General features: G+C 55.6%; 20 protein-coding genes and 5 pseudogenes. 14 read left to right on the forward strand and 11 right to left on the reverse strand.

Annotation, left to right across the window (positions count from 1 at the left end; genetic code table 11):
• Positions 1 to 91 precede the first annotated feature (91 nt).
• The 3 genes from ACOSV0_RS22590 (at position 92) to tnpB (ending at position 3,419) form a co-directional block, all read left to right on the forward strand.
• Positions 92 to 2,494, forward strand: coding sequence for a hybrid sensor histidine kinase/response regulator (locus tag ACOSV0_RS22590; protein ID WP_434113754.1), 2,403 nt, complete (start codon positions 92 to 94; stop codon positions 2,492 to 2,494).
• Positions 2,495 to 2,790: 296 nt separating this feature from the next.
• Positions 2,791 to 3,081 carry an IS66 family insertion sequence element accessory protein TnpA gene (gene tnpA, locus ACOSV0_RS22595; protein WP_434116070.1) on the forward strand — a complete coding sequence of 97 codons (291 nt, stop codon included), beginning with the start codon at positions 2,791 to 2,793 and terminating at the stop codon, positions 3,079 to 3,081.
• 56 nt (positions 3,082 to 3,137) lie between these two features.
• The gene (gene tnpB, locus ACOSV0_RS22600) at positions 3,138 to 3,419 is read left to right on the forward strand and encodes an IS66 family insertion sequence element accessory protein TnpB (protein ID WP_434113757.1); all 282 of its coding nucleotides are present in this window, start codon (positions 3,138 to 3,140) and stop codon (positions 3,417 to 3,419) included.
• 10 nt (positions 3,420 to 3,429) lie between these two features.
• Here tnpB and ACOSV0_RS22605 read toward each other — a convergent pair whose 3' ends face one another.
• The gene (locus ACOSV0_RS22605; RefSeq protein ID WP_434116071.1) at positions 3,430 to 3,588 is read right to left on the reverse strand and encodes a hypothetical protein; all 159 of its coding nucleotides are present in this window, start codon (positions 3,586 to 3,588) and stop codon (positions 3,430 to 3,432) included.
• On the opposite strand from ACOSV0_RS22605, the gene ACOSV0_RS22610 reads away from it, so the two are divergent.
• Positions 3,571 to 3,822 (forward strand): hypothetical protein, encoded by a 252-nt coding sequence (locus ACOSV0_RS22610; protein WP_434116205.1) that lies wholly within the window; start codon positions 3,571 to 3,573, stop codon positions 3,820 to 3,822. The two genes, ACOSV0_RS22605 and ACOSV0_RS22610, sit on opposite strands and share 18 nt — an antisense overlap.
• Before the next feature lie 237 nt (positions 3,823 to 4,059).
• On the opposite strand, the gene ACOSV0_RS22615 is transcribed toward ACOSV0_RS22610, so the two are convergent.
• From ACOSV0_RS22615 to ACOSV0_RS22630, 4 genes are all read right to left on the reverse strand, one after another.
• Positions 4,060 to 4,353, reverse strand: coding sequence for a scabin-related ADP-ribosyltransferase (locus ACOSV0_RS22615; protein WP_434113758.1), 294 nt, complete (start codon positions 4,351 to 4,353; stop codon positions 4,060 to 4,062).
• 808 nt (positions 4,354 to 5,161) lie between these two features.
• A complete protein-coding gene (locus ACOSV0_RS22620; protein ID WP_434113761.1) occupies positions 5,162 to 5,365 on the reverse strand; it encodes a hypothetical protein in 204 nt (67 codons plus the stop codon).
• 184 nt (positions 5,366 to 5,549) lie between these two features.
• A complete protein-coding gene (locus tag ACOSV0_RS22625) occupies positions 5,550 to 6,590 on the reverse strand; it encodes a scabin-related ADP-ribosyltransferase (protein ID WP_434113764.1) in 1,041 nt (346 codons plus the stop codon).
• Between the two features lie 775 nt (positions 6,591 to 7,365).
• On the reverse strand, positions 7,366 to 7,734 hold the full coding sequence (locus ACOSV0_RS22630) for a hypothetical protein (RefSeq protein WP_434113767.1): 369 nt from the start codon (positions 7,732 to 7,734) through the stop codon (positions 7,366 to 7,368).
• A 327-nt stretch (positions 7,735 to 8,061) separates the two neighbouring features.
• On the opposite strand from ACOSV0_RS22630, the pseudogene hcp reads away from it, so the two are divergent.
• From hcp to potE, 9 genes and pseudogenes are all read left to right on the forward strand, one after another.
• A pseudogene (gene hcp, locus ACOSV0_RS22635) lies at positions 8,062 to 9,717 on the forward strand (hydroxylamine reductase).
• Between the two features lie 57 nt (positions 9,718 to 9,774).
• On the forward strand, positions 9,775 to 10,806 hold the full coding sequence (locus ACOSV0_RS22640) for a 2Fe-2S iron-sulfur cluster binding domain-containing protein (RefSeq protein WP_434113769.1): 1,032 nt from the start codon (positions 9,775 to 9,777) through the stop codon (positions 10,804 to 10,806).
• A 359-nt stretch (positions 10,807 to 11,165) separates the two neighbouring features.
• Positions 11,166 to 11,330 (forward strand): hypothetical protein, encoded by a 165-nt coding sequence (locus ACOSV0_RS22645; protein WP_434113772.1) that lies wholly within the window; start codon positions 11,166 to 11,168, stop codon positions 11,328 to 11,330.
• Between the two features lie 31 nt (positions 11,331 to 11,361).
• A complete protein-coding gene (locus ACOSV0_RS22650) occupies positions 11,362 to 11,787 on the forward strand; it encodes a hypothetical protein (RefSeq protein WP_434113775.1) in 426 nt (141 codons plus the stop codon).
• A pseudogene (narI, locus tag ACOSV0_RS22655) lies at positions 11,784 to 12,467 on the forward strand (respiratory nitrate reductase subunit gamma). The gene ACOSV0_RS22650 and the pseudogene narI overlap by 4 nt, the downstream one beginning before the upstream one ends.
• A gap of 64 nt (positions 12,468 to 12,531) precedes the next feature.
• Positions 12,532 to 12,675: pseudogene (locus ACOSV0_RS22660) on the forward strand (molybdopterin-guanine dinucleotide biosynthesis protein B); the annotation flags it as partial.
• Positions 12,676 to 13,014: 339 nt separating this feature from the next.
• Positions 13,015 to 13,248, forward strand: coding sequence for a hypothetical protein (locus ACOSV0_RS22665; protein WP_434113777.1), 234 nt, complete (start codon positions 13,015 to 13,017; stop codon positions 13,246 to 13,248).
• Between the two features lie 40 nt (positions 13,249 to 13,288).
• The gene (locus ACOSV0_RS22670) at positions 13,289 to 15,472 is read left to right on the forward strand and encodes an ornithine decarboxylase (RefSeq protein ID WP_434113780.1); all 2,184 of its coding nucleotides are present in this window, start codon (positions 13,289 to 13,291) and stop codon (positions 15,470 to 15,472) included.
• Entirely contained in the window at positions 15,469 to 16,872 is a 1,404-nt protein-coding gene (gene potE / locus ACOSV0_RS22675) for a putrescine-ornithine antiporter (protein WP_434113783.1), read from the forward strand. Before ACOSV0_RS22670 ends, potE begins: the two co-directional genes overlap by 4 nt.
• A gap of 846 nt (positions 16,873 to 17,718) precedes the next feature.
• Here potE and ACOSV0_RS22680 read toward each other — a convergent pair.
• The 6 genes and pseudogenes from ACOSV0_RS22680 to ACOSV0_RS22705 form a co-directional block, all read right to left on the reverse strand.
• Complete coding sequence (locus ACOSV0_RS22680) at positions 17,719 to 18,573, reverse strand: hypothetical protein (RefSeq protein WP_434113786.1); 855 nt, start codon at positions 18,571 to 18,573, stop codon at positions 17,719 to 17,721.
• A gap of 68 nt (positions 18,574 to 18,641) precedes the next feature.
• A pseudogene (locus tag ACOSV0_RS22685) lies at positions 18,642 to 20,266 on the reverse strand (transposase); the annotation flags it as partial.
• Between the two features lie 72 nt (positions 20,267 to 20,338).
• Positions 20,339 to 20,671, reverse strand: a pseudogene (locus ACOSV0_RS22690) (reverse transcriptase N-terminal domain-containing protein); the annotation flags it as partial.
• A gap of 556 nt (positions 20,672 to 21,227) precedes the next feature.
• Positions 21,228 to 21,380: a hypothetical protein gene (locus ACOSV0_RS22695; RefSeq protein WP_434113788.1), complete on the reverse strand. Its 153-nt coding sequence runs from the start codon at positions 21,378 to 21,380 to the stop codon at positions 21,228 to 21,230.
• A gap of 410 nt (positions 21,381 to 21,790) precedes the next feature.
• Complete coding sequence (locus ACOSV0_RS22700) at positions 21,791 to 22,792, reverse strand: hypothetical protein (protein WP_434113791.1); 1,002 nt, start codon at positions 22,790 to 22,792, stop codon at positions 21,791 to 21,793.
• A 720-nt stretch (positions 22,793 to 23,512) separates the two neighbouring features.
• Positions 23,513 to 25,678 carry a T6SS phospholipase effector Tle1-like catalytic domain-containing protein gene (locus ACOSV0_RS22705; protein ID WP_434113794.1) on the reverse strand — a complete coding sequence of 722 codons (2,166 nt, stop codon included), beginning with the start codon at positions 25,676 to 25,678 and terminating at the stop codon, positions 23,513 to 23,515.
• 137 nt (positions 25,679 to 25,815) lie between these two features.
• Here ACOSV0_RS22705 and ACOSV0_RS22710 point away from each other — a divergent pair, with 137 nt between their 5' ends.
• Complete coding sequence (locus ACOSV0_RS22710; RefSeq protein WP_434113797.1) at positions 25,816 to 26,064, forward strand: hypothetical protein; 249 nt, start codon at positions 25,816 to 25,818, stop codon at positions 26,062 to 26,064.
• The last annotated feature ends 3 nt before the right edge of the window (positions 26,065 to 26,067 follow it).

Genomic DNA, 26,067 nt, shown 5'->3' on the forward strand with positions numbered 1-26,067 from the left:
CAATGCTGAGCGCGTTCGCCGGATGGTCCGAGCGTTGTGGTCTGGCGCCGCACTGGATATCTAACTGTTTCAGGTGGCGAGGGGACGCATCATGATAATTTCTGCGTGGTGGCGACTCACGGGCTGTCGTCTGCTGATGCTGGCGATGGCACTATTCGCATCGACATCGGGCAGGGCCATCGCGCCGAAGATACCCATACTAAGTGAGAGTGAGCAGGTATGGGTCGCTCACCATCCGGTCGTTCGTTATGCCATCGATCCGGACTGGAAACCGCTCGAATATATTGACGGCAACCGGCATATGGGCCTGACAAGAGATTATCTGGACCAGCTGACCGTGCTTACTGGAATCCGCTTCGTGCTGGTGCCTACCCGCTCCTGGCTCGAATCGCTAGACGCTCTCGCGTCCGGTCAGGTTGACATGTTGCCGGGCGTACCCAAGCTTCTTTCTGGCGCACAGCCATTGGCAAATGCTATTTATAGCCGACCGTACTATACCGGCGAGACACTGGTTGTGACCCGCGCTGATACTCCTGTTGTGGCGGCGCCCGAAGCGCTTGCCGGCAGGCTTGTGGCTGTCCAGGCCGGAGGGGTCTATGAGCGCTGGCTGCGTGGCAGTTATCCGGCAGTGAAACTGGTGACGTATGCTGACATAGCATCAACGCTGGAAGCGGTGCATCGGGGCGATGCATACGCTGCCATTGGCGTCGACGCCTTGGTACACCCTCTGCTACGCCAGCGCTATGCGACGTTGCATATTGCCGGCATCGTCACGGATTTCCCGCTTGTACTGCGTATGGCAGTGCAGTCTGAGCTGCCCATGTTGCAGGAGGTCCTCGATAGGGGCCTTTCTTCGCTAAGCGCCGAAGAAAATGACCGGATCTACGCCCAGTGGCTTGAGGCGGCGGACTACGGCGCACCATCCTTCGGTGCATTGACCCGTTACTACGGTGCGGAGATATTTCTCGGCGCGATGGTTCTCCTGATTGCGCTTCTCGCAGCCTGGCAGGCCAAACGTACCGGACAGGCTGCGCAATTGGCCGAGCACCAGAAATCACTGTTTCTGGCCATGATGAGCCATGAGATCCGCAATCCGATGCACACGATCTTGTCCGCCATAGAGTTGCTAGACAAAAAGCTGGTCGGCAAGGAAGAGCAGAAGCTGCTCGCCGCCGCAAGTTCTGCCTCTGGGCAACTTTTCGGGCTGCTTGGAGATATTCTGGACTACTCGCGACTGGAGGCGAAAAAGCTCGAACTGGCACCGGTGCCAACCGATACCCTGCGTGTGGTGCGCGATGCTATTCTGCAGGTTGATCAGGCCGCCCGGCAGAAAGGTTTGTCGACACCGTTGATTGCTCCTCCTGAACTGCCGGCCGTCATGGTCGACCCCGTGCGCCTGCGCCAGATTGTTTCCAATCTGCTGTCCAATGCAGTCAAGTTTACGTCTGTCGGCTCCGTGATGACCAGTGTCAGCCTGAGCCATCCTGCGGGGATGACCGAAGTGGCACGGTTGAACCTTGAGGTGCGTGATACTGGGCCCGGTATGTCGCAGGCCGTTCTCCAGCGCATTTTTCGACCATTTGTCCAAGGCAGTCCTTCTGTTGCCGGTCAGCATGGCGGTACGGGTCTGGGCCTGTCGATCTGCCGCGCACTGGTCGACATGATGGGTGGCCAGATCGAGGTACAAAGTCGAATGGGCGAAGGCACCCAGGTTCGGGTCGAACTGCCGCTGTTGCTGGCACGGGGCGCGCATCCGACTGTCGAGTTCCGGGAAGTCTCCATACGACGGTTTTCAGGTGTGCGGGCTTTGGTGGTTGAAGACGAGCCACTCAACCAGTATATTCTGGCAGCCCAGCTTGGTACGTTGGGAGTGGCAGCAGAAGTGCGGGGAACCGGGGAGGACGCGCTCACTGCGTTCCGTGAACATGATTTCGCGGTCGTATTTCTGGACTGCCAGTTGCCGGATATCGACGGCTACGAAGTGGCCAGGCGCATCCGTCATCACGAGAAGTCCGAAGGGCTGCCGCCCACGCCGGTGGTTTCCGTTTCGGCCAACAGCGGTTCTGAACATCAACAACGCTGTCAGGAGTGCGGCATTGACATCGTTCTGTCCAAACCGCTGGGACTAGCCGAACTGGGACGGGTGCTGGAGCAGCATGTGACGATTACTCCCGGTGGTGTCCGGAGCGAGGCGCATGGGATTGCGTTGCCGGTTGAAATTTTCCTGGCTTCAGTTGAAGCAGATTTGCAGGCGTTCGATCAGTCGCTAGACCAGGGAAACTTCGCGCACTGCGCAGAACTGGCCCACCGAATCAAGGGCGCAGCCCTCGTCGCGGGCGATACGGCATTTGCTAACGCGGCCCGTGCTGCGGAAGCCGCAGCACACGGTGACCGACAGTCAGAATTACGGGCCAGTCTGGCAAATCTCTGGGAACTCTTTGGCCAGATGGATCGTAGTCGGGACGAGGGGCAGGAGAATCCGATCGGCCGGTAGCCTATCTTGCGGCATCTTCGTTGTTGAGCCGGTCGCCGGTCAGAACGGATCAGTGTGTCGCGGAGATGGCGGTTCCCGGGAGGCGCTGTTCACGCAGCAGATGCTGATAGTGGAGGCAGATCCGCTCGTGTAGATCGTCGATGAGTTTGACGACGGCGAGTGCCGGCTCCGGTGACCTTCAAAGTAACCGTCAGCGCATCCCGTCTTGAATCGCGGCATTCCGAATGTGAAGGTGTTGCGTTCGTAAGAACGAGGGCAATGCGATGGAATACGAGAACATTAGGGCCGCAACGGCAATGAGCGCACGTCGCCCAAGGCAAGGGGAATCGTTCTGTTGCGAAATAGTCACCACTTGGAAAGCGAGTGGTGTCGGCGATCGGCGATTTTGCCGAGAACAGGGTCTGGCGGTAAGCACCTTCAGTCTGTGGCGCAAGAAGCTTTCGAGCCCAGTCAGAGAGACTAAGCAGCCACTCGCGGTTACTGCGGATGCGGCATTCATCGTTTCAATCTGGATGGCGAACTGGCTCCCTCGAGGCCGCCTGTTGGAACGCAAGCTGCTGATGTGTCGCCATCGCGTGATGGGGTGACGCTCTAGCTCACTGGCGTTCGTATCGAACTAGGCGGCGTTCACGCCGAGCACATCGTGCGCTTTGCTTGGACTGCTCTGTGGTGGCCGGTGCTGATTGCCTCGGACGTTCGCGCTTACATCTGTCGCGACCCAGTCGACATGCGCAAGGCGATCGATGGCCTGTCTTATCTCGTCGAACCGCTGCTTGCCCAGAAGCCCGCATCGCGCAGCCTGTTCGTCTTCGTGGCGCGTGACCGCTCCAAGGTAAAGATTCTTTATTGGGACCGCACTGGCTTCGCTCTTTGGTATAAGCGGCTTGAACGAGGCCGTTTACTGCGGAAAATTGTCGACATCTAGCCACGGGGAACTACGCTGATGGGTTCCGCTGACGGATACGTTGCACGCGCGTGTACGAACGGCCCCAAGTGAGCCGCTTACGTACAGCAGCAGCTTGACCCGATTTCGGAATCACGAATATCGCCCGCGCGAATGGATCGAGCTGCATCGAATGCTCAACCAGCATCACAAGGCTTTTGATGCCGGCTCGAAAATCGATCGCACTGCGGTGCAGGTAGATCCGCAACTCGACATCGAGTCGGAACGGATGCTGGTGATGGCGAGTCTTGAGTGTTCCGCGATTGCCGTACCGGCATCCCGAACCCGCGGGGCCAACGTCAAGAAGGACATACCTCGCCATACGACAGCCACTGGAAGCACTTCATCGTCGGTACTAAGCGACAACGATTCTGCTGTTGCTTGACTACGTGACGTAGTATTGACGTGCCAGCAACCCAATTCACCAAATAGCCCCCCCTTAAGGGTGATCATGATCGACGTTCCTTTCTTGTAGCGATGCGCGATGGTACCAATCAAGGCCCCTTGAGGAGATGCCATGATATTTGCACCGAGGCCATCGATCCCTGTTGGATCAGCTAGTACCACATCAAATTCATCTACCCCCGGTTGGGTATAACGATAATGGGGATTGGGTAAATACTCATAACTTATGATTCTTTGTATTGATCTTGAAAGCACCCTTGATGTATTCCCGCCGAATGCCACCCGGAAAGACCACCACATTGCGCACGGCATCGGGGCCGGCAATGACCTGCTTTGACAGTTTCCCTTCGGGTGTGCATCCGCCTGACGCACTCTGACTAATACCGCCCGGTGCATCAATGAGATAGGCGTCATTACCCGAAAACACGCCAAAACCACGGGCGAAATCATATTTGGCGTCATAACCCGTGTTAATGAGCGATGATTGAAGATTGCGTGAACCACTGAACAAGTTCAGATTGCCATTATATTTCTAGGGGTAGAAGCCGTCAGTGAAGATCTCACTAGGATCACGACCGTTACCGCCGCGAAATAACGGCATCCGATCGCTACGCCATTGAACCGGACTCACCACACAAGCATTTTTCTCGAGACTGCTTCGTACCTCTTTCAGGTTGGTGCATCGACTCAAGGTGGTGCTTGCCCAGTCCTTGTACCACGGCTGATTCGTGTAATCGACGGCGGCGACCTCTCCTTTATCCACCAAAGAGCGAAGCTAGCCGGGCAGGAGAGGACTGTCTGGCTGGCACTCAGCCGGATACTGATCTGGTTTCAGTACCTCTTGAGCGGAAGTCGGTGTGCTCACGATGCCCCATAGAAGCAACCCCAGAAACATGGGCGCAGATATGTTTAATTTCATACGGTAACTCCTTTGATTTGGATAATAGACCCCCGCGGCGAATTCAACGGCACTGTTTTCCGAAACGGCTGTTCGGATTCTTGGAATGAGCGTTTGGCAGATCGAAGCGGATCGTTGGTTTCGGATTGACGGTGCTGCATGTGGACCAATTCGCTGGCAATAAGGTAGCTCTCTTTGGGCGATATCGACGATGCCGGCTCACCAGGCAACCATGCGACTATTTTAATTGCTCCTCCATGCTTGATGATGCGCTGTGTGTTTTAAGGTGACGATTTCAAAGTAAAGGGCGTCGTACTTGAGAAATCCATCCTAACGACAGGTGGTGCATCGACCAGCGGCGTGCCCGTTATTTCCATGTACTTCTTCTGAATGCGAACGCTGGTTCTTTCGGATTCCGCTCCTAGATTACGAAAGCCTCAATCGGTAGATTTTTGACATCGCTGTCGGTCTTCTGTTGAGAAGTGGTCATCAATTCATTCCAGATCCCATCCCACAAAGCATTAGCTAGAATAGCTTCGTAAAACTGATTGATTTGCATAGCGCGTAGTGAACAACCAAGGATGTGATCCGAGGTATTCAAGAGGGCCGCCAGATCGGGACTCATTATGGAGTCCAGAGACTTGTGACGGCTCTCTAGAACCTTACCCTTCAAAAATGTTGACCCGTTGGCCTCTACTATTGACGACCGATCTCGTTGTCTGACCGGTCGGGTCCGCCGTAGACGATCAATATGTTTTTTTCACGCCCTCGGCCTGATAATTTTAAACTGAAGGCGGTCCTGTACAGGATTAGTAAATGATCTTTGTCGCGGTGGCGGATGAATCGTTTCCGCACTCCCCATGCCACACGACCTCGACCGGCAGCGGCTCGTCCGCCTTACTGTTCAAAATCAACGTATCGCCCTTGACTCCTCGCTTGCTAGTGTTGACGTGCCAACAATAATCATTATTACCGTTCTCGATACTCACTTTGATCACAGTACCTTTCTTGTACCGGTAAGCGATACCACCAATCTGTTGGCCTCTAGGCTCCACGTTAATCTTCGCCGAAAATGGATTCAGAAGATCATCTTGCGGGGCTGACAAAACCAGATCGAATTCGTCCGGCTGCGGGGCTGTCGACTGATAGTTCGGATTTGCCTCGTACTGAAGCACAGTCCCGCCCACCATCTTGAATACGCCCTTAATATATTCTGGTCGAACTCCACCCGGAAAAGCAATATCGTTTCGATATCTCAGATTAGCATCCGTCCCTTTCTCACGAATGTCCATTGTCACATCCTGGTTGATTCCACCAGGAGCATCTATGATGAACCCCGCGTTACCCTTCTGTACGGCATAAGCGGCGGTCGGCTCAAATATGTAGCCCGCGTCATACCCTGCACTGACTAGTGACGACTCTTTATTGCCAGACTTGGACAGCATAGTCAATTCCCCGTCATACTTCCAAGGATACAGTCCGTACTGGAAGATATTCTTTGGATCGCGACCACTTCCTCCTCTGAACAAAGGGTAAGAGTCGTCGCGCCAAATGACCTTTGGAGCCGGAACGACAGGTTGCCTGTAGTTGTCAATTTTCACTTGCGTCAAATCGCTACACAGACTTGTCGTGGTTTGCAACCAATCCCGATACCATTTCTGCGTTACGTAATTACGTGCCGTGTCGACATCAAGACGCTTCAGCCAAGGGGGAGTGGCGCCTCCGAGTGGCTTACACTCGGTTGGATACTGAGGGGGGATGAGCGTCGTTTGGGCTCGCAGCGAGGGGCATAACAAAATCATTGTCGACAAAATTACCCATCCAACAACGTGGAAAAAAGTTCGCGTCATCTCAGATTCTCCAGAATTTCCCGCAGACATTGCTAATTTGATCGACGGGGAAGTTGAAATTGATACTGCGCAGTCAAATGTGCATAGGAGTAAATCCACTTGGGCCGGTGCTTAATCTCCGTGTAGAAAGTTTCATCGATACGATGCTTATTTAGTTATCCGAAATATGTGTTAGACCCTTTGCATAAACGGTCCAGCATGACGAGACGACGAAGTTGTAGGCCCGCCAAGGTTTCGGGCAGGTACTCATAACCGGGCGCCTACTACCTGAAGCGGCTGTGGCTCAATGCGCCCTGAGCAACTGCGTCGCCGGTAAAACCTTGATCAGCAAATACAGGTTTTGTCCTCTGGGCGGTTGCGCGCAAACTTGCGTTAAATACGACCTGTGGCTGGACGCAAATGAGGTCTGCATCAATGCGCTCGCTGGTGCGATTGCTTTCGACACCCCGTTGTAAATCACAATTATTGGCCCTCAGGTTAGTCATTGTGTGGCGTATGAATATGAACCTAAGTGTAGGTCGGTGAGATCAACTACAATCCTGGCAGAATTCCACACGATTAGTGCAATACATTTTGCGCGTATTGTGCACCTACATTCGCGCTCATTTTCAGCCCCTTTTGAAACAGGCGGTTTCCCCATTTCATGACGATATCTGTTTGGCTAGATATCCTTTAAAAGAAGTTAGCCCAATTCTCTTTTCGGGGGATATGGGAATACTCTTGAAGTTGTTGCCTTTTCGGGTATTGCCTTGGGCCGGCAGCGCTGCCCGACCGGTCAACCATTGATGGTGCCTTGAGTGTGCAGGTGCTCCTTCTCGGTGGCGCGGCCATCGGGACGCGTGACCTCACATAACGCGCGAAACTGGGCCCATTGCGTGTGAGCGGCCGTCAGTTCGCCTTGCTTGTACGCTGGACCAGGATGAACCTTGGGCAGACTATCATTCGTGCAAACAAGCCAGTACACGTTACGGTTGTTTTTGGTTCTGCATGTGATCAACTGGCGCGACAAAGCCAGCCTGAGTAGCTCTTGAGCTGAGCTGGTCCCAGCATTCAGAAGGGCCTTGATTTCATAAAACCTGTACTGCCTGTGAGGCTTCATGCGTGCCAGCAATTCGTCTAGCATGGAAGCGGTGGTAATGGCCAATTCTGAAACCTCCTCTAAAAGTGCCTGTGCGCCCAAGGTCTGAAGATCTACGGCGTCGATCGGAGATGAGCGGCTTCATGGGCAGTCCGAATGGCCAATAGATGAAATTTACCCATCCTATGCGCAGGATTTCGCAGCCTTGTGTGCGATACATTTTCACGATAGGGCCTCTGGCGGTACGATGGGGCGATGTCGAATTAATTTGGTGATTCAGATCATGGTCAGGTGGCGTTTGAGTGTCTGCGGATATTAAATCTATCTACCATGCATATTATGGTGATGTAATCAGACGCCGTATCGATGTTTGACTTGGATCGGAGAAAAATGGTGTTTTGCTATCAATGTGAACAAACCGACCGAACCGGTGCCCGACCCGGTTGTGCGTCGTCGAAGGGCAATTGCGGCAAGGACGCGATGACGGCTGATCTGCGGGATCTACTCGTGTACGCGGTCAAGGGCATTGCGCAGTACAACAGCCTCGTGCGTATGACCAGTCATGCGGACCTGGAGGCCGACCGGTTTGTGTTGTACGCGATGTTCGTGACCTTAACAAACGTGAACTTTGACTCCAGCCGTTTTGTCGCGTTGTTGCGAGAGGCGGCTCAGGTTCGCGATCGGATCAAGGCCCGTTACGAACGTGAGACAGTAGCCTCAGGGAGTACTGTCCGGGCCGGCCACGTGGCGGCCGGCAGGCGATCTCGCCGGCCTGCTCGAGCAGGCGCGTGCGGTAGGCATCAACGCGGACCTCGAGACAGTGGGCGCCGATATTGTCGGGCTGCGTGCGCTGATCATCTACGGCCTTAAGGGGGTGTGTGCTTACGCGTATCACGCAGAGGTGTTGAGCAAGGAAAGCGACGAGATATACGCCGGTGTCGAGGCCGCGCTTACTTTCCTGGCCTCGGCGCCGATCGACGCCAACGCGATGCTGATGCAGGCGTTGCAGCTCGGTAGTGTGAACCTCAAGGTAATGGAGTTGCTTGACGAGGCCAATACGGGCCGCTTCGGGAAGCAGCAACCCGGCACGGCGCGTGTTACCGCCGTTGCCGGTATAGCGATCCTTGTGTCGGGACACGACCTTGGCGATCTGCGCGCACTGCTCGAACTGACGGAAGGCACTGGCATCAACGTCTACACTCACGGCGAAATGCTGCCCGCTCACGCGTACCCGAAGCTCAAGGCATTTAAGCACCTCGTCGGCAATTACGGCGGTGCGTGGCAGGACCAGCAAGCTGATTTCGCGAATTTCCCCGGCCCGATCCTGATGACCTCCAATTGCATCATTGAGCCCCGGCCGCAGTATCGTCAGCGTATTTTCACGACTGGACCAGTAGGCTGGCCGGGTGTGCGTCATCTGGCAAATCGCGATTTCCCGGGGCTGGTTCAGGCCGCGAAGGCACTGCCCGGGTTTCAGAAAGCGCAGAGGAAAAAAACGTCACCATTGGCTTCGGGCATCACGCGGTGCTCGGCGTCGCGGACAAGGTCATCAATGCGGTCAAGGCCGGCCAGATCCGTCACTTCTTCCTAGTCGGTGGCTGTGACGGCGCGGTGCCTAGTCGCAACTACTACACGGAGTTCGCTACGCAGGCACCGGGCGATGCCATCGTGATGACGCTCGGCTGCAGTAAATATCGTTTCAATCGTCACGATTTCGGCGATATCGGCGGCATTCCGCGTCTGCTTGATCTAGGGCAGTGCAATGACAGCTACTCGGCGATCCGGATCGTCGTGGCGCTGGCCGATGCCTTCGACTGCGGCGTGAACGACCTGCCGCTTTCGCTCGTCGTCTCCTGGTTCGAGCAGAAGGCGGCTGCAGTACTGCTGACGCTGCTTGCGCTCGGGTTCAGAAACATACGGCTCGGGCCGACGCTGCCGGCTTTCCTGACGCCGAACATCCTTGAGCTTCTCGTGAAGCAGTTCGGTATCGGGCCAATTGGTGACGCAACCATGGATCTTGCTGAGGCGCTTGCGCCCAAGGCTGGGTGAGATACATCCTCTCATTCTTCAGGTGCCGGCAGGCGCCTGAGGTTTCAGGAAACCCCAATGACGTTCCAGATTCAGCTCACCACACGGGATGACTATCAACTGAGCTTCGATTGTGCGCCGGACCAGGACCGTATCGCAGCCGCAGCGGCAGTCAATATCACGTTGCCGTCGCAATGCAGGAAGGGCAGTTGTGGTGCTTGTCATGCCACAGTGACCTGTGGCGATTACGAGATGTCAGGACATCATGCTGACGCCCTTTTGCAGGGCCGTCCCGGTGCGATCCTGATGTGTCGAACGACACCGCGTAGCGATCTGCACATTGCTTTGCCATGCGATCAAAAGAAAGTGCTGTTTCAGGCAATGCCGCGCCGACTTACGACGATCGTTGCCCTTGAAACAATCGCGCATAACACGGTGCGCCTCGAACTCAGGCTTGATCCTGAAGGTGGAGAGGCAGTCGAGTTCGAACTTGGGCAGGTCATGGAAATCGAGATTCCGGGCAGCGACGAGCGCCGTCCGTATTCGCTGGCAAACACGAGTAACTGGGACGGGCGGCTCGAGTTCCTGATCAGGTTACAGCCGGACGGCCGGTTTTCCACTTTCCTGCGCGAACGCGCCGGGCTGGGAGCGGAGCTGGTTGTGCGTGGTCCGATGGGGACTTTCGGCGTTCGCGAAGATAGTCTGCGCCCACGCTGGTTCGTTGCGGGCGGAACTGGGGTGGCGCCGATGCTTTCGATGCTGCGCTGTATGGCCGAGTTACAGGAGATGCAGGATGCCCGGCTCTTTTTTGGCGTGAATCTGGAAAACGAACTGTTTTTGCGGGACGATCTGATCGACCTGCAGGCGCAACTGCCGCAGCTTCAGGTCGATCTGTGCGTCTGGCGACAGGAATCCGGATGGAAGGGAGCCCGCGGGACGCCAGCAGATGCGCTGCGTGATGCACTTGTAGGCTTGGAGTGGCAGCCGGACGTCTACGTTTGTGGCCCGCCAGCGCTGATTCGCGCCGCAGAACGGGTTGCCGCAGAGGCAGGCTTGCCTTCCGGTCGATTCGAAAGCGAGCGGTTCGACGCGGCTGAAGGCGCTTGGTGAGCGCCGTAGTCCTGCAAAAAACGGCTGCAGCAGCCGGGTCACCACCTGCTGGACCGGCGTACTACGCGCGCTGGGGACTGGCTGTCCGATCGCTTTGGCGCCCACCGGACAAGATGGGCTGTGATGTGGGGGCGTTCGTCGGGCTATTTTTGCTGGGCTGCCCGATCTCGACCTTGTCATCCAAGCTGCGGGGGTGCTCGCACTCCATGCGCTGATCGCATCTATGGCCTACATGGTGTTTGGTGTTCATCGTTGGCGTTGCGATAACGCCCGGTAAGGCTGCGGTGGCTCGAGTTCGTTTCCAATGATTTTTCCACGAAATCGGTACGGGGTCGAGTGTGATCGGTCAGGCAGGTGGAATGGCTGGTTTCCTGCTGCCTGTCTTTTCTGCACTGCTGGATCTCACCGGTGTGAATAGCACCTGTTCCATGCGGATGTTTGGCACCACTCAGGTCAGTCCCGTCTGGATGCATTTCACGTTCTGCGCGGGCGGTGTGCCTGAGCAGATCAAACAATGGCATTGATTTGAATGCCGAACTAATTTATCCGGGTGCCGTGATTTTCGCGCGCACCACTTTCACCAGAAACACTTTATGTCCAGATACCTTTGATCGCAATCCGTCGCAGTCGCTGCACCTGTTCGAACATGTACATGGCGAAAGCCGCGAACGTGGGCAGGTACTGCTGGACGAGGCCATTCACATTTTCGCCGCAATCGGCGACCGACTTGCCCGCAACGGTAGTTCGTATGCGAGAGTGTTCGTCGTGCTGCGGCAACTCGGCGGAATCGAACCCGAACCGATGGTCAAACCGCCTGTGCGCGACATGGACAAGGCGCTCGAGGTGTTCGGCGTTGGTCCGGACGGCGTCGAGCCGCTGCTCACTCCCACGGCAACGCACACCATTCAACTCTATCCGCGCGGTGTGGAGCACGGTTCAAGCCAATCCGCCCACGCGCATGTTGCAAAGGACACGCGATGAATACCGTTAATCAGTTTGTGTTCGGGACATATCCGTACATTGCTGCAGGCAGCGTTCTGTTCGGTAGCCACGCGCGCTTTGAGCGCGAGCAGTACACCTAGAAGGCGGACAGTATGCAGATGATTTACCGCGGCAACCTGCGCTCAGGCAACATTCTTTTTCATGGCGGCATCCTGGGACTGTTCTTTGGTCATCTTTTCGGCTTGCTCACGTCGGTCGTGGTATGGGATTGGCTTGGTGTTCCCCAAGGCGTCAAACAGGCGGTCGCGATGGTCGCGGGTGGCATGATGGGCCTGATGTACCTCGTGGGCCTTGCAATCCTGTTGCATCGTCGCTTGACGAATGTGCGGCTTTCCGCACTCACAAAGACGGGCGACCGGGTACTGTTGCTCTGGATCCTTGTCACGTTGCTGCTGGGTCTGTCGACCATCGGCGTATCAGCCAGTCACATGAACGGGGTGATGATGGTGCGGCTGATGACATGGGCACAGCATGTCGTGATGTTCCAGGGCGATGCCGCAAGTTATATCGCCGGCGAACCGCTCGTGTTTCGCGCGCACCTCTTTATGGGCATGACGCTCTTTGTGATCTTCCCATTTACGCGGCTTGTGCACGTGTGGAGCGGATTTGCTTCGGTAACCTATCTGTCGCGTGCGTGGCAACTCGTTCGTGCCCGCTGAGCATGGAAGTGAGTATCGAATCCTGTAGCGATGCGCAATGAGGCTTTACTCTGTGGAAACAAAGATGAAGAGACTGTTCGGAATCGTTGGACGCTCCGGCCAGGGCAAGACCACGTTGATCGACGCGATACTGCCGTAGTTCAATGCACGTGGACTTACGGTGAACGTTGTCAAGCACAGCCATCATGTGCTCAAACTCGAGCCACCAAATGGATAGCGACCACATAACTGCCAAAATTGCCATTTGTGGATATGGACGGTCTGATCCTGACTTGACTGTTCTGGCGGGCTACGAGAATTAGATTTGACATCCTGAATAACTTGAGTGGGCGTGGCGACACACCGCTGAGTGAGAGCTGATGGGTTCCCAGTCCGATGCCAAAAGGCGACAAATTGACACTTGCGAAAGGAGGGAAAAACAAGGACTCTTGATCCACGTTCAAACACCGATCAGGCTACTTTCGCTGGTCCCATTAGGCCGAAAACTAGGCTCCTTTATTACGGCGAAAGGCTACTCATTTTTAAGCTAGGAATTTTGATACTTGTCGTGCTGTTTGCAGGCACCCGGCCTTCTATTCATCGACTCGACATCTGGCGGATGGAAATGTGTTTCGAAGGCGGAGACAAGATCGTCATAAGCAACCTTGGACTTTTGACTCAGCTAATGCGGCGGTTCGATGAAATCGCGTCAACGATCGGCCGCAGCCGCCGTGATGTTTCGTGCTACCTCGTCGACAGCCGGAGCGAAGCCTCGATGCAAAATTCCCTCTTCTTTGTCTGACTATGGATGTCGGATTCCCATCAACCGTTCTCCAGCACCTATGAAAAAACTAAAAATCGCGACTTCACCAGCGCTCTCCGATTCCTTCATTATGGATTATGAAGTGACGGACGTTCGCCAGACGGACTTCACCAATATTGCCGCCGTGGTAGCGGAGGCAAACGATGCGCAGGTCATCCTCGCTAGGATTCAGGAAACCGGTTTCGACATCCCTTTCTTCTTGGCGTTGAATTCTGGAGAAAGCATTCCCGACGGCATCTTGGATCAACTCAGCGGAGTGTTTCAGTTAGGCAAAGGCAATCGTCACTACTATGGTAAGCAGCTTGTTGCCGCAGCCGATCAATATACCGAAAACCTGTTTCCCCCATTCTTCAAGGCGTTGAAGAACTATGTGAAACGTGGTTATGTTGCGCTGGATTGTCCGGGACATCAGGGTGGACAATTCTTTGCCAGTCATCCATTAGGTCGCCAATTTTTTGATTTTTACGGCGAAACACTGTTTCGCTCTGATTTGTGCAACGCGGACGTCAAACTTGGTGACCTACTGATACATGAGGGTCCTGCCGCGGATGCGCAAATTAATGCCGCACGTATCTACAATGCTGACAAGACCTATTTTGTACTGAACGGGACGTCGACTTCCAACAAGATTGTGACCAGCGCCTTGCTGTCAAAGGACGATCTTGTCCTGTTTGATCGCAATAACCATAAGTCCGTGCATCTTGGGGCATTGATTTTCGCGGGTGCGCGGCCAGTATATCTGGAGACAGCACGCAACGGCTATGGTTTTATCGGCGGAATTGACTCACATTGTCTTGATGACGGCTACATCCGGAATGCAATCCGCGATATTGCGCCGGAGCGTGCCGACGAGGCGCGACCGATACGCCTGGCAGTAATCCAGCTTGGGACCTATGACGGCACAATCTATAATGCTCGTCAGGTGGTGCAGCGAATCGGTCACCTGTGTGACTACATTCTGTTTGACTCCGCTTGGGTAGGGTACGAGCAGTTCATTCCGATGATGCAAGCAAGCTCGCCGCTCCTTCTTGATCTGGACGAACACGATCCTGGGATCTTCGTTACTCAGTCTGTGCATAAGCAGCAGGCGGGGTTTTCACAATCGTCCCAAATTCACAAGAAAGATCGCCACATCAAGGGGCAGACGCGTTATTGCAATCATAAACGACTGAACAACGCATATATGATGCATGCGTCCACCAGTCCTTTTTATCCGATTTTCGCCGCACTTGATGTGAATGCCCAGATGCATGCAGGCGCAGCCGGCAAGAAACTCTGGCGCGACTGTGTACGTAACGGCGTTGAGGCACGCAAGCTGTTGATCCGCTCATGCAAATACATCAAACCGTTCGTGCCGCAAATGGTAGATGGGCGCCCGTGGGTTGACTTCCCCACGGACATGATCATCGATGATCTTCGTTTTTTCAAATTCAGGCCCGGAGAAAAATGGCATGCCTTCGATGGCTATTCGGAGGATCAGTACTTTGTCGATCCGTGCAAGTTGTTGCTGACAACTCCCGGCATTGACGTGCAGACGGGCGAGTATATGGCACACGGCATCCCTGCCGCGGTGCTGGCGAGCTATCTGCGTGACAATGGAGTCGTTCCTGAAAAGGCCGATTTGAATTCGATTCTGTTTTTACTCACGCCATCAGAAAATCTGGCGAAGCTGCAGCACCTGGTATCGTACATCTGCCAGTTCGAGAAGCATCTCGATAACGACAGCCATATGCGGGATGTGCTTCCGTCAGTCTACGAAAAATATGAAGCTCATTACCGTGGTTGGACTTTGAATCAGCTCTGCAGACGGATGCATGACTTTTATAAAGAACGCGATATGAAGCGACTACAAAAAGAGATGTTCCGCAAGTCGCATTTTCCGTTGCAGGCAATGTCGCCGTGGCAAGCCAACACGGAACTGGTCCGCAACAATGTCGAGCTGGTTTCGCTTGCCGAGATAGAAGGCCGCATAGCGGCTGAAGGTGCGTTACCGTATCCCCCCGGCGTATTGTGTGTCGTTCCAGGGGAAAGGTGGGGCGGGGCTGCCCAGCAATATTTCCTCGCGCTTGAGGAGGGCATCAATTGCTTGCCGGGTTTCGAGCCCGAAATTCAGGGCGTCTATCTGCAGCAAGAGCAGGATGGCAGAAAGCGCGCATACGGGTACGTTGTGGCTGATGATGCCGTGCAAAGGGAGATACTATGAGCAGTAGCCGCCCCCCCAGAATGGGCGTAGCTCAACTTACTGTCCTGACAGTTATAAACATGATGGGCTCTGGAATCATCATGCTACCAACCCAGTTGGCTCAGGTCGGCACCGTTTCCATCACTTCGTGGATCGTCACCGTGGCCGGGTCATTGGTACTCGCCTATGTATTCTCCAGATGCGGGCGCTTCAGCCGTAAGGGAGGGGGGATGGGCGGATATGCAGAATATTCATTCGGCAAGCCGGGCAATTTTCTAACCAACTATACTTATGGCGTATCGCTGGTGATCGCCAACATCGCAATTGCGACATCGATCGTTGGATACATGGCTGCTTTTTTTCAGATGAGTCTTTCGCCCCTGCAGGTTGGAATCGGCACGATTGGTATTTTATGGGCTGCAACGGTGCTTAATTTTGGTGGTCCCCGCATGACGGGGCATCTCGGGAGTATCGCCATATGGGGGATCGTTTTGCCGGTGATCGGTATTTCGGTAGCAGGTTGGTTCTGGTTTAATCCGGCTATCTATATGGCCGCGTGGAATCCGCACGAACTTCCCATACTGCAGGCGATTTCGGCATCAATCTCCGTCACGCTCTGGGCGTTTCTTGGACTGGAATCTGCATGTGCAAATGCAGACTCTGTTGAAAATCCGGAGAGAAATGTACCTATTGCCGTGATGGTTGGCACACTGATCACCGCGGTAATCTATATTGCCTCGACCAATGTGATAGCTGGCATTGTGCCGAATATGCAACTTATGAAGTCAAATGCTCCATTCGGGCTGGTGTTTGCGCATATTTTCAATCCGACAGTAGGTCGGATTATCATTGCAATGATGGTTGTCTCCTGCTTTGGCTCGTTGCTTGGCTGGCAGTTCACGGTGGGGCAGGTGTTCAAGAGTTCTGCGGACGAGGGTTACTTCATCAAGTTGTTCGGCCTCGTCACGGCTAAAACCAACACCCCAGTCATCGGAATGGTGGCGATTACGACAGTGCAGACCGCACTGTCGTTACTAACAATCAGCCCAAGTTTGCAGAAGCAGTTCAACATACTTCTGAACCTTGCCGTGGTCACCAATCTGGCTCCTTATATCCTGTCAATGTCGGCAGCGGAGGAGTTGATGCGAAGTACTAGCCTTCCTAAAAAGACGGTGACGACCACCGCTGCTATTGCGTTCATTGGCAATCTCTACAGTTTCTACGCCCTGTATAGCGCTGGTCAGGAGGCTGTATACTGGGGTGGGATGGTAGTCTTGTTTGGTTTTCTACTTTACGGCAAGACTGCCTGTAAATTCGGCTTGCCGCAGCCAACCGTCGTAACATCGGGAGAGAGGCAGGCAGATAGGCTGATTACTGATTTAGCCGCAAAGACGGCTGCGCTTGTTCAGGAAAAATCCTAGAATCTGTATGGATCAGAGCACATCGCGTCCATGTGCTCTGATCTGCCTCTGCCAGTCAACAGAGACTAGGTTTTCAGGTTCTGAAATGTACATGTTGTCTGAATTCCTCGAGGGCGAAGTAGCAGTAGATGTCCGTCGCTATTTCACGTTTGATCATGTAGTGCGGTCGCCTGGAGCTTCTCTGCTAAGAGATGGGTGTGTGCGGCAGGACTCGAACACGATGTGTTCGATGCGCAGGCGGCTGAGTTCGTTGGAAGAGAACATCCGCCAGCAGCACAAGTGCCTTGTTGGCTAAAAATGCCTAACGCCCATAAACCGAAAATCCTCCTAAAACGGTTGCCAGATAAGGCTCTGCAGGGGAGTTGGTTGTGGCGAAAGGAGCAAAAATGCAACAGAAGCGGCGATGGCTGTGCCGGACGGGACGCAATGCAGAAACCGCAGAAAACTTCGTCACAAGCGCAAACCCAGCCCGGTTCCAATGTTGACACCGCGAGTCAAGCGTTGGCTGCAGGGGGCTGGCAATGTCGTTGCTCTCAACGAGATGCTCGCATCACTTCCAGCAACCATCGTACTGCGACCAGTACCGGCCGGTCGCATCTTCCGTGGAAGCGCGAAGGTACGCGCGCACAAGATAGGTCATCGGTCCCGTTAGGCTCATTCGAGCGAACTGGTCTTGTTTGGATCAGCATTCGCGGAATATGGCACCACATTTCGCTGGTTCGCGAAGGGGATACCCAAGTCGAACCAGCCTGCTGCCTACCGTCCCGCAACTTGGCGTACTTTGTCGCCCCCTTCGTCAGATGCTTGCCATAAACCATTGCCAGATAAGGCTCTGAACGCGGGCGCTCAGGTCTGCTGGCCGTAGACCTGAGCACGTAACGTCTCGATCCGTTGCGTCATGGGCTCAAGGATTTTTCGCACCATCGCACGCGAGACTTCTGGAACGTCGGCTGCCCGCACGAGTTCAGGTAACTGCGCGAACAATGCGCCCCATTGCCGATACGTCTGCTCCAGCAGTTCCGCCTGCACCCAGAGATCGCGTTGCGGGCGTGCATCGAGTATCGCCTGGAGTTCGCGCTCAAGCGTCGCGCCATCTGAGAGTAGCCGCAGTACTGCAGGCTTGACAGAGTCGGGCAGTGGCGGCGGTGCTGGTATCATCCTGCCGTCTTCGGCGAGCCATGCCTGCTCGAAGATGTTTCCATAACGGTAAAGGCCCGGATAGGTCTGGCACAGCGCAGTGAGAAGTTCATCGGATGCGGCGTTCCAGAGCCGATGCAGATCCGGGGTATATCCAGCCATAGGCTCCAGCAGTGCCGGGCCACGGATCCCCTTTGCTTCAAGCTGGCGCACGCGCTGATCGATTGCCGCGGCGATGCCATGTTCTTCGGCGAATTTCCGCTCCTGACCGGGAACCTGGATCTGTCCTGTCTCAATGCCCGATGCGATCGTTTCAACAATTTTTGCGAAGCGGTAGAACCCGGCAAACTCCTGGCCCAGAAGCTTGATGGCCGGGTTGTTCAGGTTTTTCATGAGGTGGTGGAAACCGGACATATGGTCGACCATCGCGGCCATGATCCCGGTTTCGTCCAGCCCCGCAGTTTCGAGATACTGCATTTGCGCTTCGATGCGCGCTGCGATCTCCCGCAGTTCAGGTGTAATGGACGCGGCGGCTGCCTGTGTCCTGCGTTTTGCTTCACCCATGCGGGCCTCCGTGTAATACGAATTACGAATCTCTCACTGGCACAATGACGCGAACGTCATCGATGCTGCTATGTATCCGGGTGCGCCTGATCGGAGCGGGCGATCCTGCTCCACCATGCCGGGTCGGCGTTGTACGCGGCCAGTGAGTCGATATCCAAGCTTGCGCCGCCGGACGTCAATTTAAATGAACCGAACAGGTTGATGTGCTGCCAGGCGACGGGCGACATCCCGGCGATCAGGGTCATGGCCGTATGATCCCCCGCTGCGCGTTTTTGCTCGTACACACGCGAGAGCAGTGCCGTATTGTAGTGAATGATCGTATTGGCGATGAGCCGCGAGCATTCATTCCAGATTTGCTGTTCGGCTTCCGTCTGGACGCGAAACTTGCCGCCGTTGACGTAGGTAATCGCACGGCGCAGCTGGTGATAGGCCTCGCCGCGGTTCAGGGTCTTCTGCGCGCTTTGGCGCAACCCGACATCGTCAATGTATTCCAGAGTGTAGAGCGTGCGGCACAGGTTGTCGAGCTCCCACAACGCCTTCTTTGTCTGGTTCTGGCGGGCATAGTTGCTGAGCTTGCGTATAACCGTCGCCTGCGTCACATCCTTCTGCGCCAGGGAGGCCATGATGCGTTGCACGTTGTGCCACTCGCGAATGATCAGCTCGTCGTCAGATTTACGCGACGGCCTGATCAGCCAGTCCTCGCTGTAATGTGCCGGTGGGTGGCGTGCGACCAGCCGGCCGGTCTGTTTGTGCGGATCGCGATAGCGCGGTGCAAACAGGTGACCGAACGTGAACAGCGTAAAGTGATTGACCTGATTTGTGCCGTGCGTGCCGACGAGGTTTGTATTGGCCGGTATGTGGTTGATGACAAGCGTATTGGCGCTGAGGCCCTTGTCAAGGCCGAAGTATTTCGGTGAGTGACGTGCGTTGAACGTATCGATCTGCGTTTCGAAACGTTGGCCATCGCTGCTCGAATGGATTTCGTCGCGGATGTCGAACAGGCGGAACTCCGGCCGGCCGTGGCGTTGCTGATCGCCTCATTACCCGAGTGCAGGGTTTCCGGGCGCAGGTAGTTGCGGGCCGTGTTCAGCAGGGATGCGTAGCTCAGGCCCGAGACTTCGGCCATCCTGCGCAGTCCCATGTTGGTGCCCATGGCGACCACGCAGGCGAGGATTTCGCGCGGATCAGCATCCTGCCTGACATTGCGTTCGAGCACATGGGTAAAGGCTTTCAGAAAACCGGTGCGGCCTGCGACGAACCACAGCAGGTTGGCAATGCGGACGCCGGGCAACTGGCCGTAGAACGATCCGTTAACCGTCTCGTCTACCTCGGAGTAGAGCAGCGTCCAGCGGCGCTCGCCCTTGCGGCGAGTGAGCTTGATGTGAGCGTTCTCACCGCGGTCGATGCGTTCGTTCACACGCCTGAAGCCGGCGTCGCGCGCGTCGTGGAACATCGCCAGGGTCTGTTCGATGGGTGCGAGCAGGACCGGCGCGCCGATGTCCCTGAGTAGCGCGTCCTTCTGTTCCCAGCGCACATTGCTGATCAGATCGTCCTCGAAGCGGCGATACTCCGTGCTGTCCTCGCCGTACACGTCGCCCGCCTCAAGCATATTGCGCAGGAGCTGGTGGACGAGGAATTTATAGCGGTCGATATCGAGCCGCTTTTTCTGGCCCGGCTCCGATATGTACAGGTAACCTCGCCCCTTCAACGACGCAATCGCGTTGGCCTTTGCCGCCGGTGTTTTCCACGTTACCTTGTCCACACGGGGGGTGTTCCTGCTTTTGTTTTCAGTCACCCGCCTCACGGCTAATGCATGGCCGCTGAACGAGTGGGTCACCAGCCATTGCAGGGCTTTCCCCCTGTTATGGCGAGCGGCCTGTACCGCCTTCACCATACGCGACTGCAGCCTTCTTACCTGACGCTGAACATCGGCCCAATTGATGCCGTCCCACGTCACGCCAGAAGGTGCACGCGCCCGTGTTGCTGCACTCATTTGCTTTCCGTCCGTATAGATGGTTCTGCAAACTCTCTGGTGAGGAGATACGATGAGGAAGTCTGCCCGCTTTCGCGTCGGGCGATGTTGCAACCCGTATCCCATCCATTACAGCAGGGCATTCGCTTTTTCCCCGATCCTGTGCCCGCACCGCCATGGGCAAGCCTCACAGCCTGCTGTCCCCGAAGGGAGCGATACGGGGTTTCCACGTTCCGCTTATGGAAGTACGTCGGGTTAGGTGTCTGCTCTGGGCCGGGAGGTGTATGGGTCACGAACGCGTAATCGAAAGACGCTGTTTCCCCCTCCGGTACCGTTTTGGTTCGAGCGCAGTAGCCATTTCCGCTCGTTCTACATAACGACCCTATCGCAGATTCAAATGTTTTCACCATACCAGACTATCTGGCACTCATCCGGCGTATGCCTGCCAGAAGGGTACGCCTCTCGCGATTGATACCCCGCGCCTTGCGGCGCTTCGTTACGTTGTCAGAGCCGCTCTTGAGTCAGGCTCCTAGATCCACACCGGGTGACACCGGTGGTTCTCTCCTTCTATGCGGCGAGAAGTGAGAACAACTTCTGTAAGCGACCTCGTGTCGCACTTCGATGATGTTGTTCAGGTACCTGCGCTCACGGATATTGACGGGCGTCTCGCGCAGCGCGTTTGTTACGCATTATCGTAAAACTGCTTTAGGCGATCGATGCTGCGAGTCCAATAACCGCTGGCGATAAGCTGTTCGAGCTCGTGGAGCTTGGGATCTGTTCCGTTGGCGAACTCCTTCATCCAGTCGAGCCGGATGAAAAAATCCCGTGTTTCCATTACCTGAGGTGCCTGCACCAACGGAGCTGCCCAGCCGTGGTGTTGAGCGTCGATAACTCAGGTACCCGTGCCCAGTGCAGGATATCCTTGAGATCTTTGCTAAATGCGCTAGGGGTTGCCATCATCAATGTCCTCAAAGCATGCCGTCAATGGGAAATACCTCATATCGGCTTGACTCGAACACATGGTCATATCTCTCCTGCGGGATCGTACCTCTTTTCGTGGAAGCCTTGCAGTCCGAGGCGCAGGTAAGCGTGTCAGTCATGCCTCGGTCGAAGAGCACTTCATGCTCCCCAGAATGCACGGACCGCAACTGGATATTCTCCCCTGATTTACTAACGATCTTTAGAGGCGTCGCGTCCGTGTTTCAGATGGGAGGTGACAGAAGCCGGAGGTGAAGGGGAAATGCGTCAAGTGGGCACCTTCTTTGTGTAGGTTGCTAGTCCCTTATCGAGTAGGTGCGTACCACGAAAGACAGGATCGTCATCTGCACATATATAGTCGCGAAGATTGGCCAACGCCGTACTCAGTACCACGATTGTCGGCTGAAAATAGACGAAATCCGGCTTGTCGATGTTAGTATCAGATAGCGTCTCTCTTATGGCCCTGTAGATCGCATTGCCTGTCCAAGCGACGACCACATTTAATTGGCGTTCGGTGACACGGGGAACAAGGCCGATATCCCGCGTGTTCTTGTCATCGTTGATATCAGCCAGAGCCCGTTTACGCCTCTCCGGATCCTCACTCCAAGGCCCGACCTTCGTGTCCAGGGGGACTGATACAGGCGGGTTTTCATAAGCAGTTACCCACGCCTGAAATTGAGCACGGGCACTCGTGGCGTAGGCAGGATCGATGAACAACTTCACTGCTTGAAGCTCCCATTCCGTGACGCCTCCATAGCGGACGGCCGCGAAGAAAAGCATGCGGAGCAGTCGTAGGGTATCTGCTTCATTCCAGCCGGGACCGCCCACCTGTACCGCGAGGGACGCGGGTTGGCCGCGTGTCGCAGCCTGAAGGGCTCGAAAGAGTTTCCAGCATGCGTGCGGCAGCTCGGTGACGTGTGGGGAGGGCATCTCGAAGACCAGCAACTGGCCAAAAGGGAGCGACAGGCTCGGCGGCATATTCTCTGACACCCAGCAGGGATAGGTGGGCCTTAAATCCACGGTGGCTTTTTGTAGCAAGGAGTCGACGTGTATCCCCCGCTCTGCCAGATCGGCCAGGACATCGCCTTGGATCGGGGAATACGTATCCGGCTCCGTGATGACGGCCAAGTGAGTCACGGCTGTATTCGCACCATTCGACAGGGCTAAAACGCTACCAGCATAGAGACCGAGCGTGCGCTGGGACGGGGCACGATCATCGGAGAGGCTGGCATGATCGATGGACGTTTGGATGAGTTGCTCTGCAATCATTTAATGATCCTGGAAGTTCTGTCGCAATAGCATCGAGAGGTCAAGTGATATCGTGAGATGGCCTGCGCTGCGCAGGACAATAACGCTTCGCACCTGACAATCTATTCGCGAGTATGCGAAACCGGAACAGGCATTGCCATCGAAAGTGACACACATCAACTAGCGTGCTTCCCAGTCCGGTGATTGCGCTAGGCGGAGCAGTTCGACTCGCGAAGCATTCGCTCAGGCAGGCAAAAAGGCGCTGCCCCGTCAGAGGAAGCAACTTACTGGGTGTTCGGGTGGCGAGTGTGGGCCATGTGCAGCACGGTGTACGAAAAACAGTGCGGGATTTCCTAGAGTGCCACGCTACACATGTCCGGTGGCAAGGATATCGCGTTGGTTCACCCGGGGGAATGGGGAAATTCTGAAACCCGACTTGATGTAAAAGGGTCAGTTTTACATCGGCGCTAACACTTGAGAGCATGTTATGCCTTAAACACGAAATTCCTGACAGGCCCCATCGTCCTAAATCTCTGCAGCGCGGACGGCCATCGGAGTCCTTGTCGGCATGCAATTCGTCCGGACGCTTACAGCTTACATGCTCTTCCATTCAGATCAGGCACGGCCGGAACGATGTCTAACATCAGCTCGAACATTATCGAATCTTGACCATTGGCACTGCTCATGGTGATCGCCAGCGGTCCTAAGGCCCTAACGCCGGTGCTCGGCAAAACGAATTGTTCAGGACGGACTATCTAGCGCAACGGAAAGCGGATCGAATCCGAACATCGGGGACCGGGTATCGCCACCGATGAAGATCACACGAGGCCATCCATAGCCGCCCGGCGCATATTCATGAAAGTACGGCACGCGAAACCCGCAACGGCTGTCGTGCACGTAATCGTCGAACAGCGCAACCGCCTCCCTCGGCAACTTCGCGACTGCCTCCGGCGAGGTGTGTTCCTTGAGAAACGGGATTACTTCCCTGCGCGGCTCGGTCAGCACGTCGTCATTCGGATTGTAGGCCTGGAGGATGGTGGTGCGTACCGTGTGTCCGGTGATTCCGCCGACGGCGAGTGTCACGAGCGGCGAATCGCTGCCTGGCGGTTCACGCCGGACGGAAAGCACGGGCGGCAGGGGTAGGGGCGGCGGATATACATTGCGTGAGGGGTTCGCTGGCACGACCTCGCGCACCTCCAGCTCGTCCCGTTTCTCCGGATACAGAAACCCCAGCAGCAAACGCATTTCTTCGGCGCCCTGACGCAGATCGGTCCTGTCGTTTGTGGTGATTTCGTAGGCGCCTTCGCCGGGACGGACCGGGCCATTCTTTTTCGCGATCTCGCCACATAGCGCTTCCGTGCGGGTACGGATGGCCTCTGTCACTGCCTCGATCTGGCTACCGTACGTCATGATATCCGGCATGTTTGCCGGATATCCCATGCTGCCTGTTCTGCTCTGCGCCTGCGACTTTTTCTGCTGAGCCTGTGCAAGCTGCGCGTTCAGCTCCCGCAACTGCGGATCGGTTTTCTTTGCTTTGTTCAGCGCCTCCGCGACCTTCCGGGGTGTTGTGTCGTCTTCGGGCGCTGTTGTAAAAAATGGTTGATGGATGATGTAGCGGCTGTCCATCTGCGCACGCAGCGCGCGCCAACTGAGCAACTGGCCCATGCCGAATTTCATCGCGTCCTCAACGCGCTTGACAGACGTGTCGACTGTCTTGAGCCATGCATTGAAAGCGGCAACTGTCTTTAGGGCCAGCGCGAAATCCTGGGCCGTGTCAGCTCGCTTCTGAATGTCATCCCCGTTCATTAACGGCACGCCAGACTTGAGCGCAGCAATGTACATATCGTGCAGTGGGATCTGGCTGAGCTTGTGGCTGTCGTCCTGATCGTCGCTACCGCACCCCTTGCCTTGCGCTCCCGGCGCATAACCGCCGCCGACGTCTGAATGCACACCCGGATAGGCGATTTCGTGACGGCAATCTCCCGGATAAGCGTTTCCCTTGCGGATCGAATCGAGAGGAAAGCTCATACGCTGTTCATGGATCGAAAACGCATGCCAGCAGAAGCGCACCTTATCTGGAATCTCCATGGCGCCGCCACTCGCGAAAGCGTGGTGCCCGGCGAACATGCTGACATCGGCGGTTGCTCGAATGGAGTCCGGCAGACCCACTGAGGCAACGGTATCGAGCAGCCCCACAAAATTGACCTGATAGGGAATCGAGTATTTACCGGTCTCGTTGCCAAGATTGCCACTGGGCGCCCACCTGTTGATCAGCTTGTGGACGAATGCACGGGCGCCCGCCGCGCCGCGAGAGAAACCAATGACGTTGATCCAGACTTGCTGGACTGTCCGGGCCCATGCGCTCGCATTCACGGTCTGTTGATGAGCCATACTGAGTCGCTGGACATAGTCTCCGAAGCCCGTCATGTCACCGTTTGCGCCCGAATCACAAAGTCTCATGGCGTCGTCAATAGAGATCAGCTCCTGCGTTTTATTGGAAGCCACCGCGCAATAGACGGCATTCAGCACGCGGGTGTATGCCCAGACGCAGCGCGCGTTGAAGCCCGATGCGAATGCTTTCCCGTGTGTTGTATAGAGCGTTTCACCGATCTCCGGAAAGGGTGTGCCAACACCTGGAATGTAGAATGGAAACATACCTTGATCAGGATCAGGAATCGCCGCATTGAAGAGCCGGGCGACATTGGTGTGGGTGCGGTTTCTTGAGTCGCGCCACGGATTATCGATATCATCGTTGTTGTTCGTGCCATCGAAAAACAGCGTGATACTCAGCGTTTGCGAGCCTAATATCTTCGAGGCTTTCATGAGGGAAACACCGTTCAGCCAAGCGATCGCGCTGTCCGGCAGACGACCAGCCTCGGGCATCGGTTCGGGCCAATTCATGCTCATTGTGCACTTCCTCCCCTGCGGTATTGCAGGTTCTGTTCGTCATCAAATACACCTTGCGTATTCCACACCATGGAATTCACGGTGGCAATGGCGCGGGTCAACGGTGGCACTCTGGTTATTTTTGTCGAAGTTACCGAATGGCGAACACCAGATTGGCCAAGTGCAAAATCAGGGATGTGCTGCGGCTGTATTTCGAGTGCAGTTTCAGTCAGAGGCAGATCGGAGATCTGGTTGGCACATCGATCACGTCGGTGTGGCGTGACCTCCGCAGCATGCGACTGTATCCGCTGCAGGCGCCGCGCGAACCGGAACGCGGCGCGCTGAACTGTGCGGTGGTGCATCGCGAGCTCGGCAGGAAGAGCATCGCGCCCGAACTGCTGCGGTAGGAG

Source organism: Paraburkholderia caffeinilytica (genome assembly GCF_051027425.1).
GTDB classification, from domain to species: domain Bacteria; phylum Pseudomonadota; class Gammaproteobacteria; order Burkholderiales; family Burkholderiaceae; genus Paraburkholderia; species Paraburkholderia caffeinilytica_A.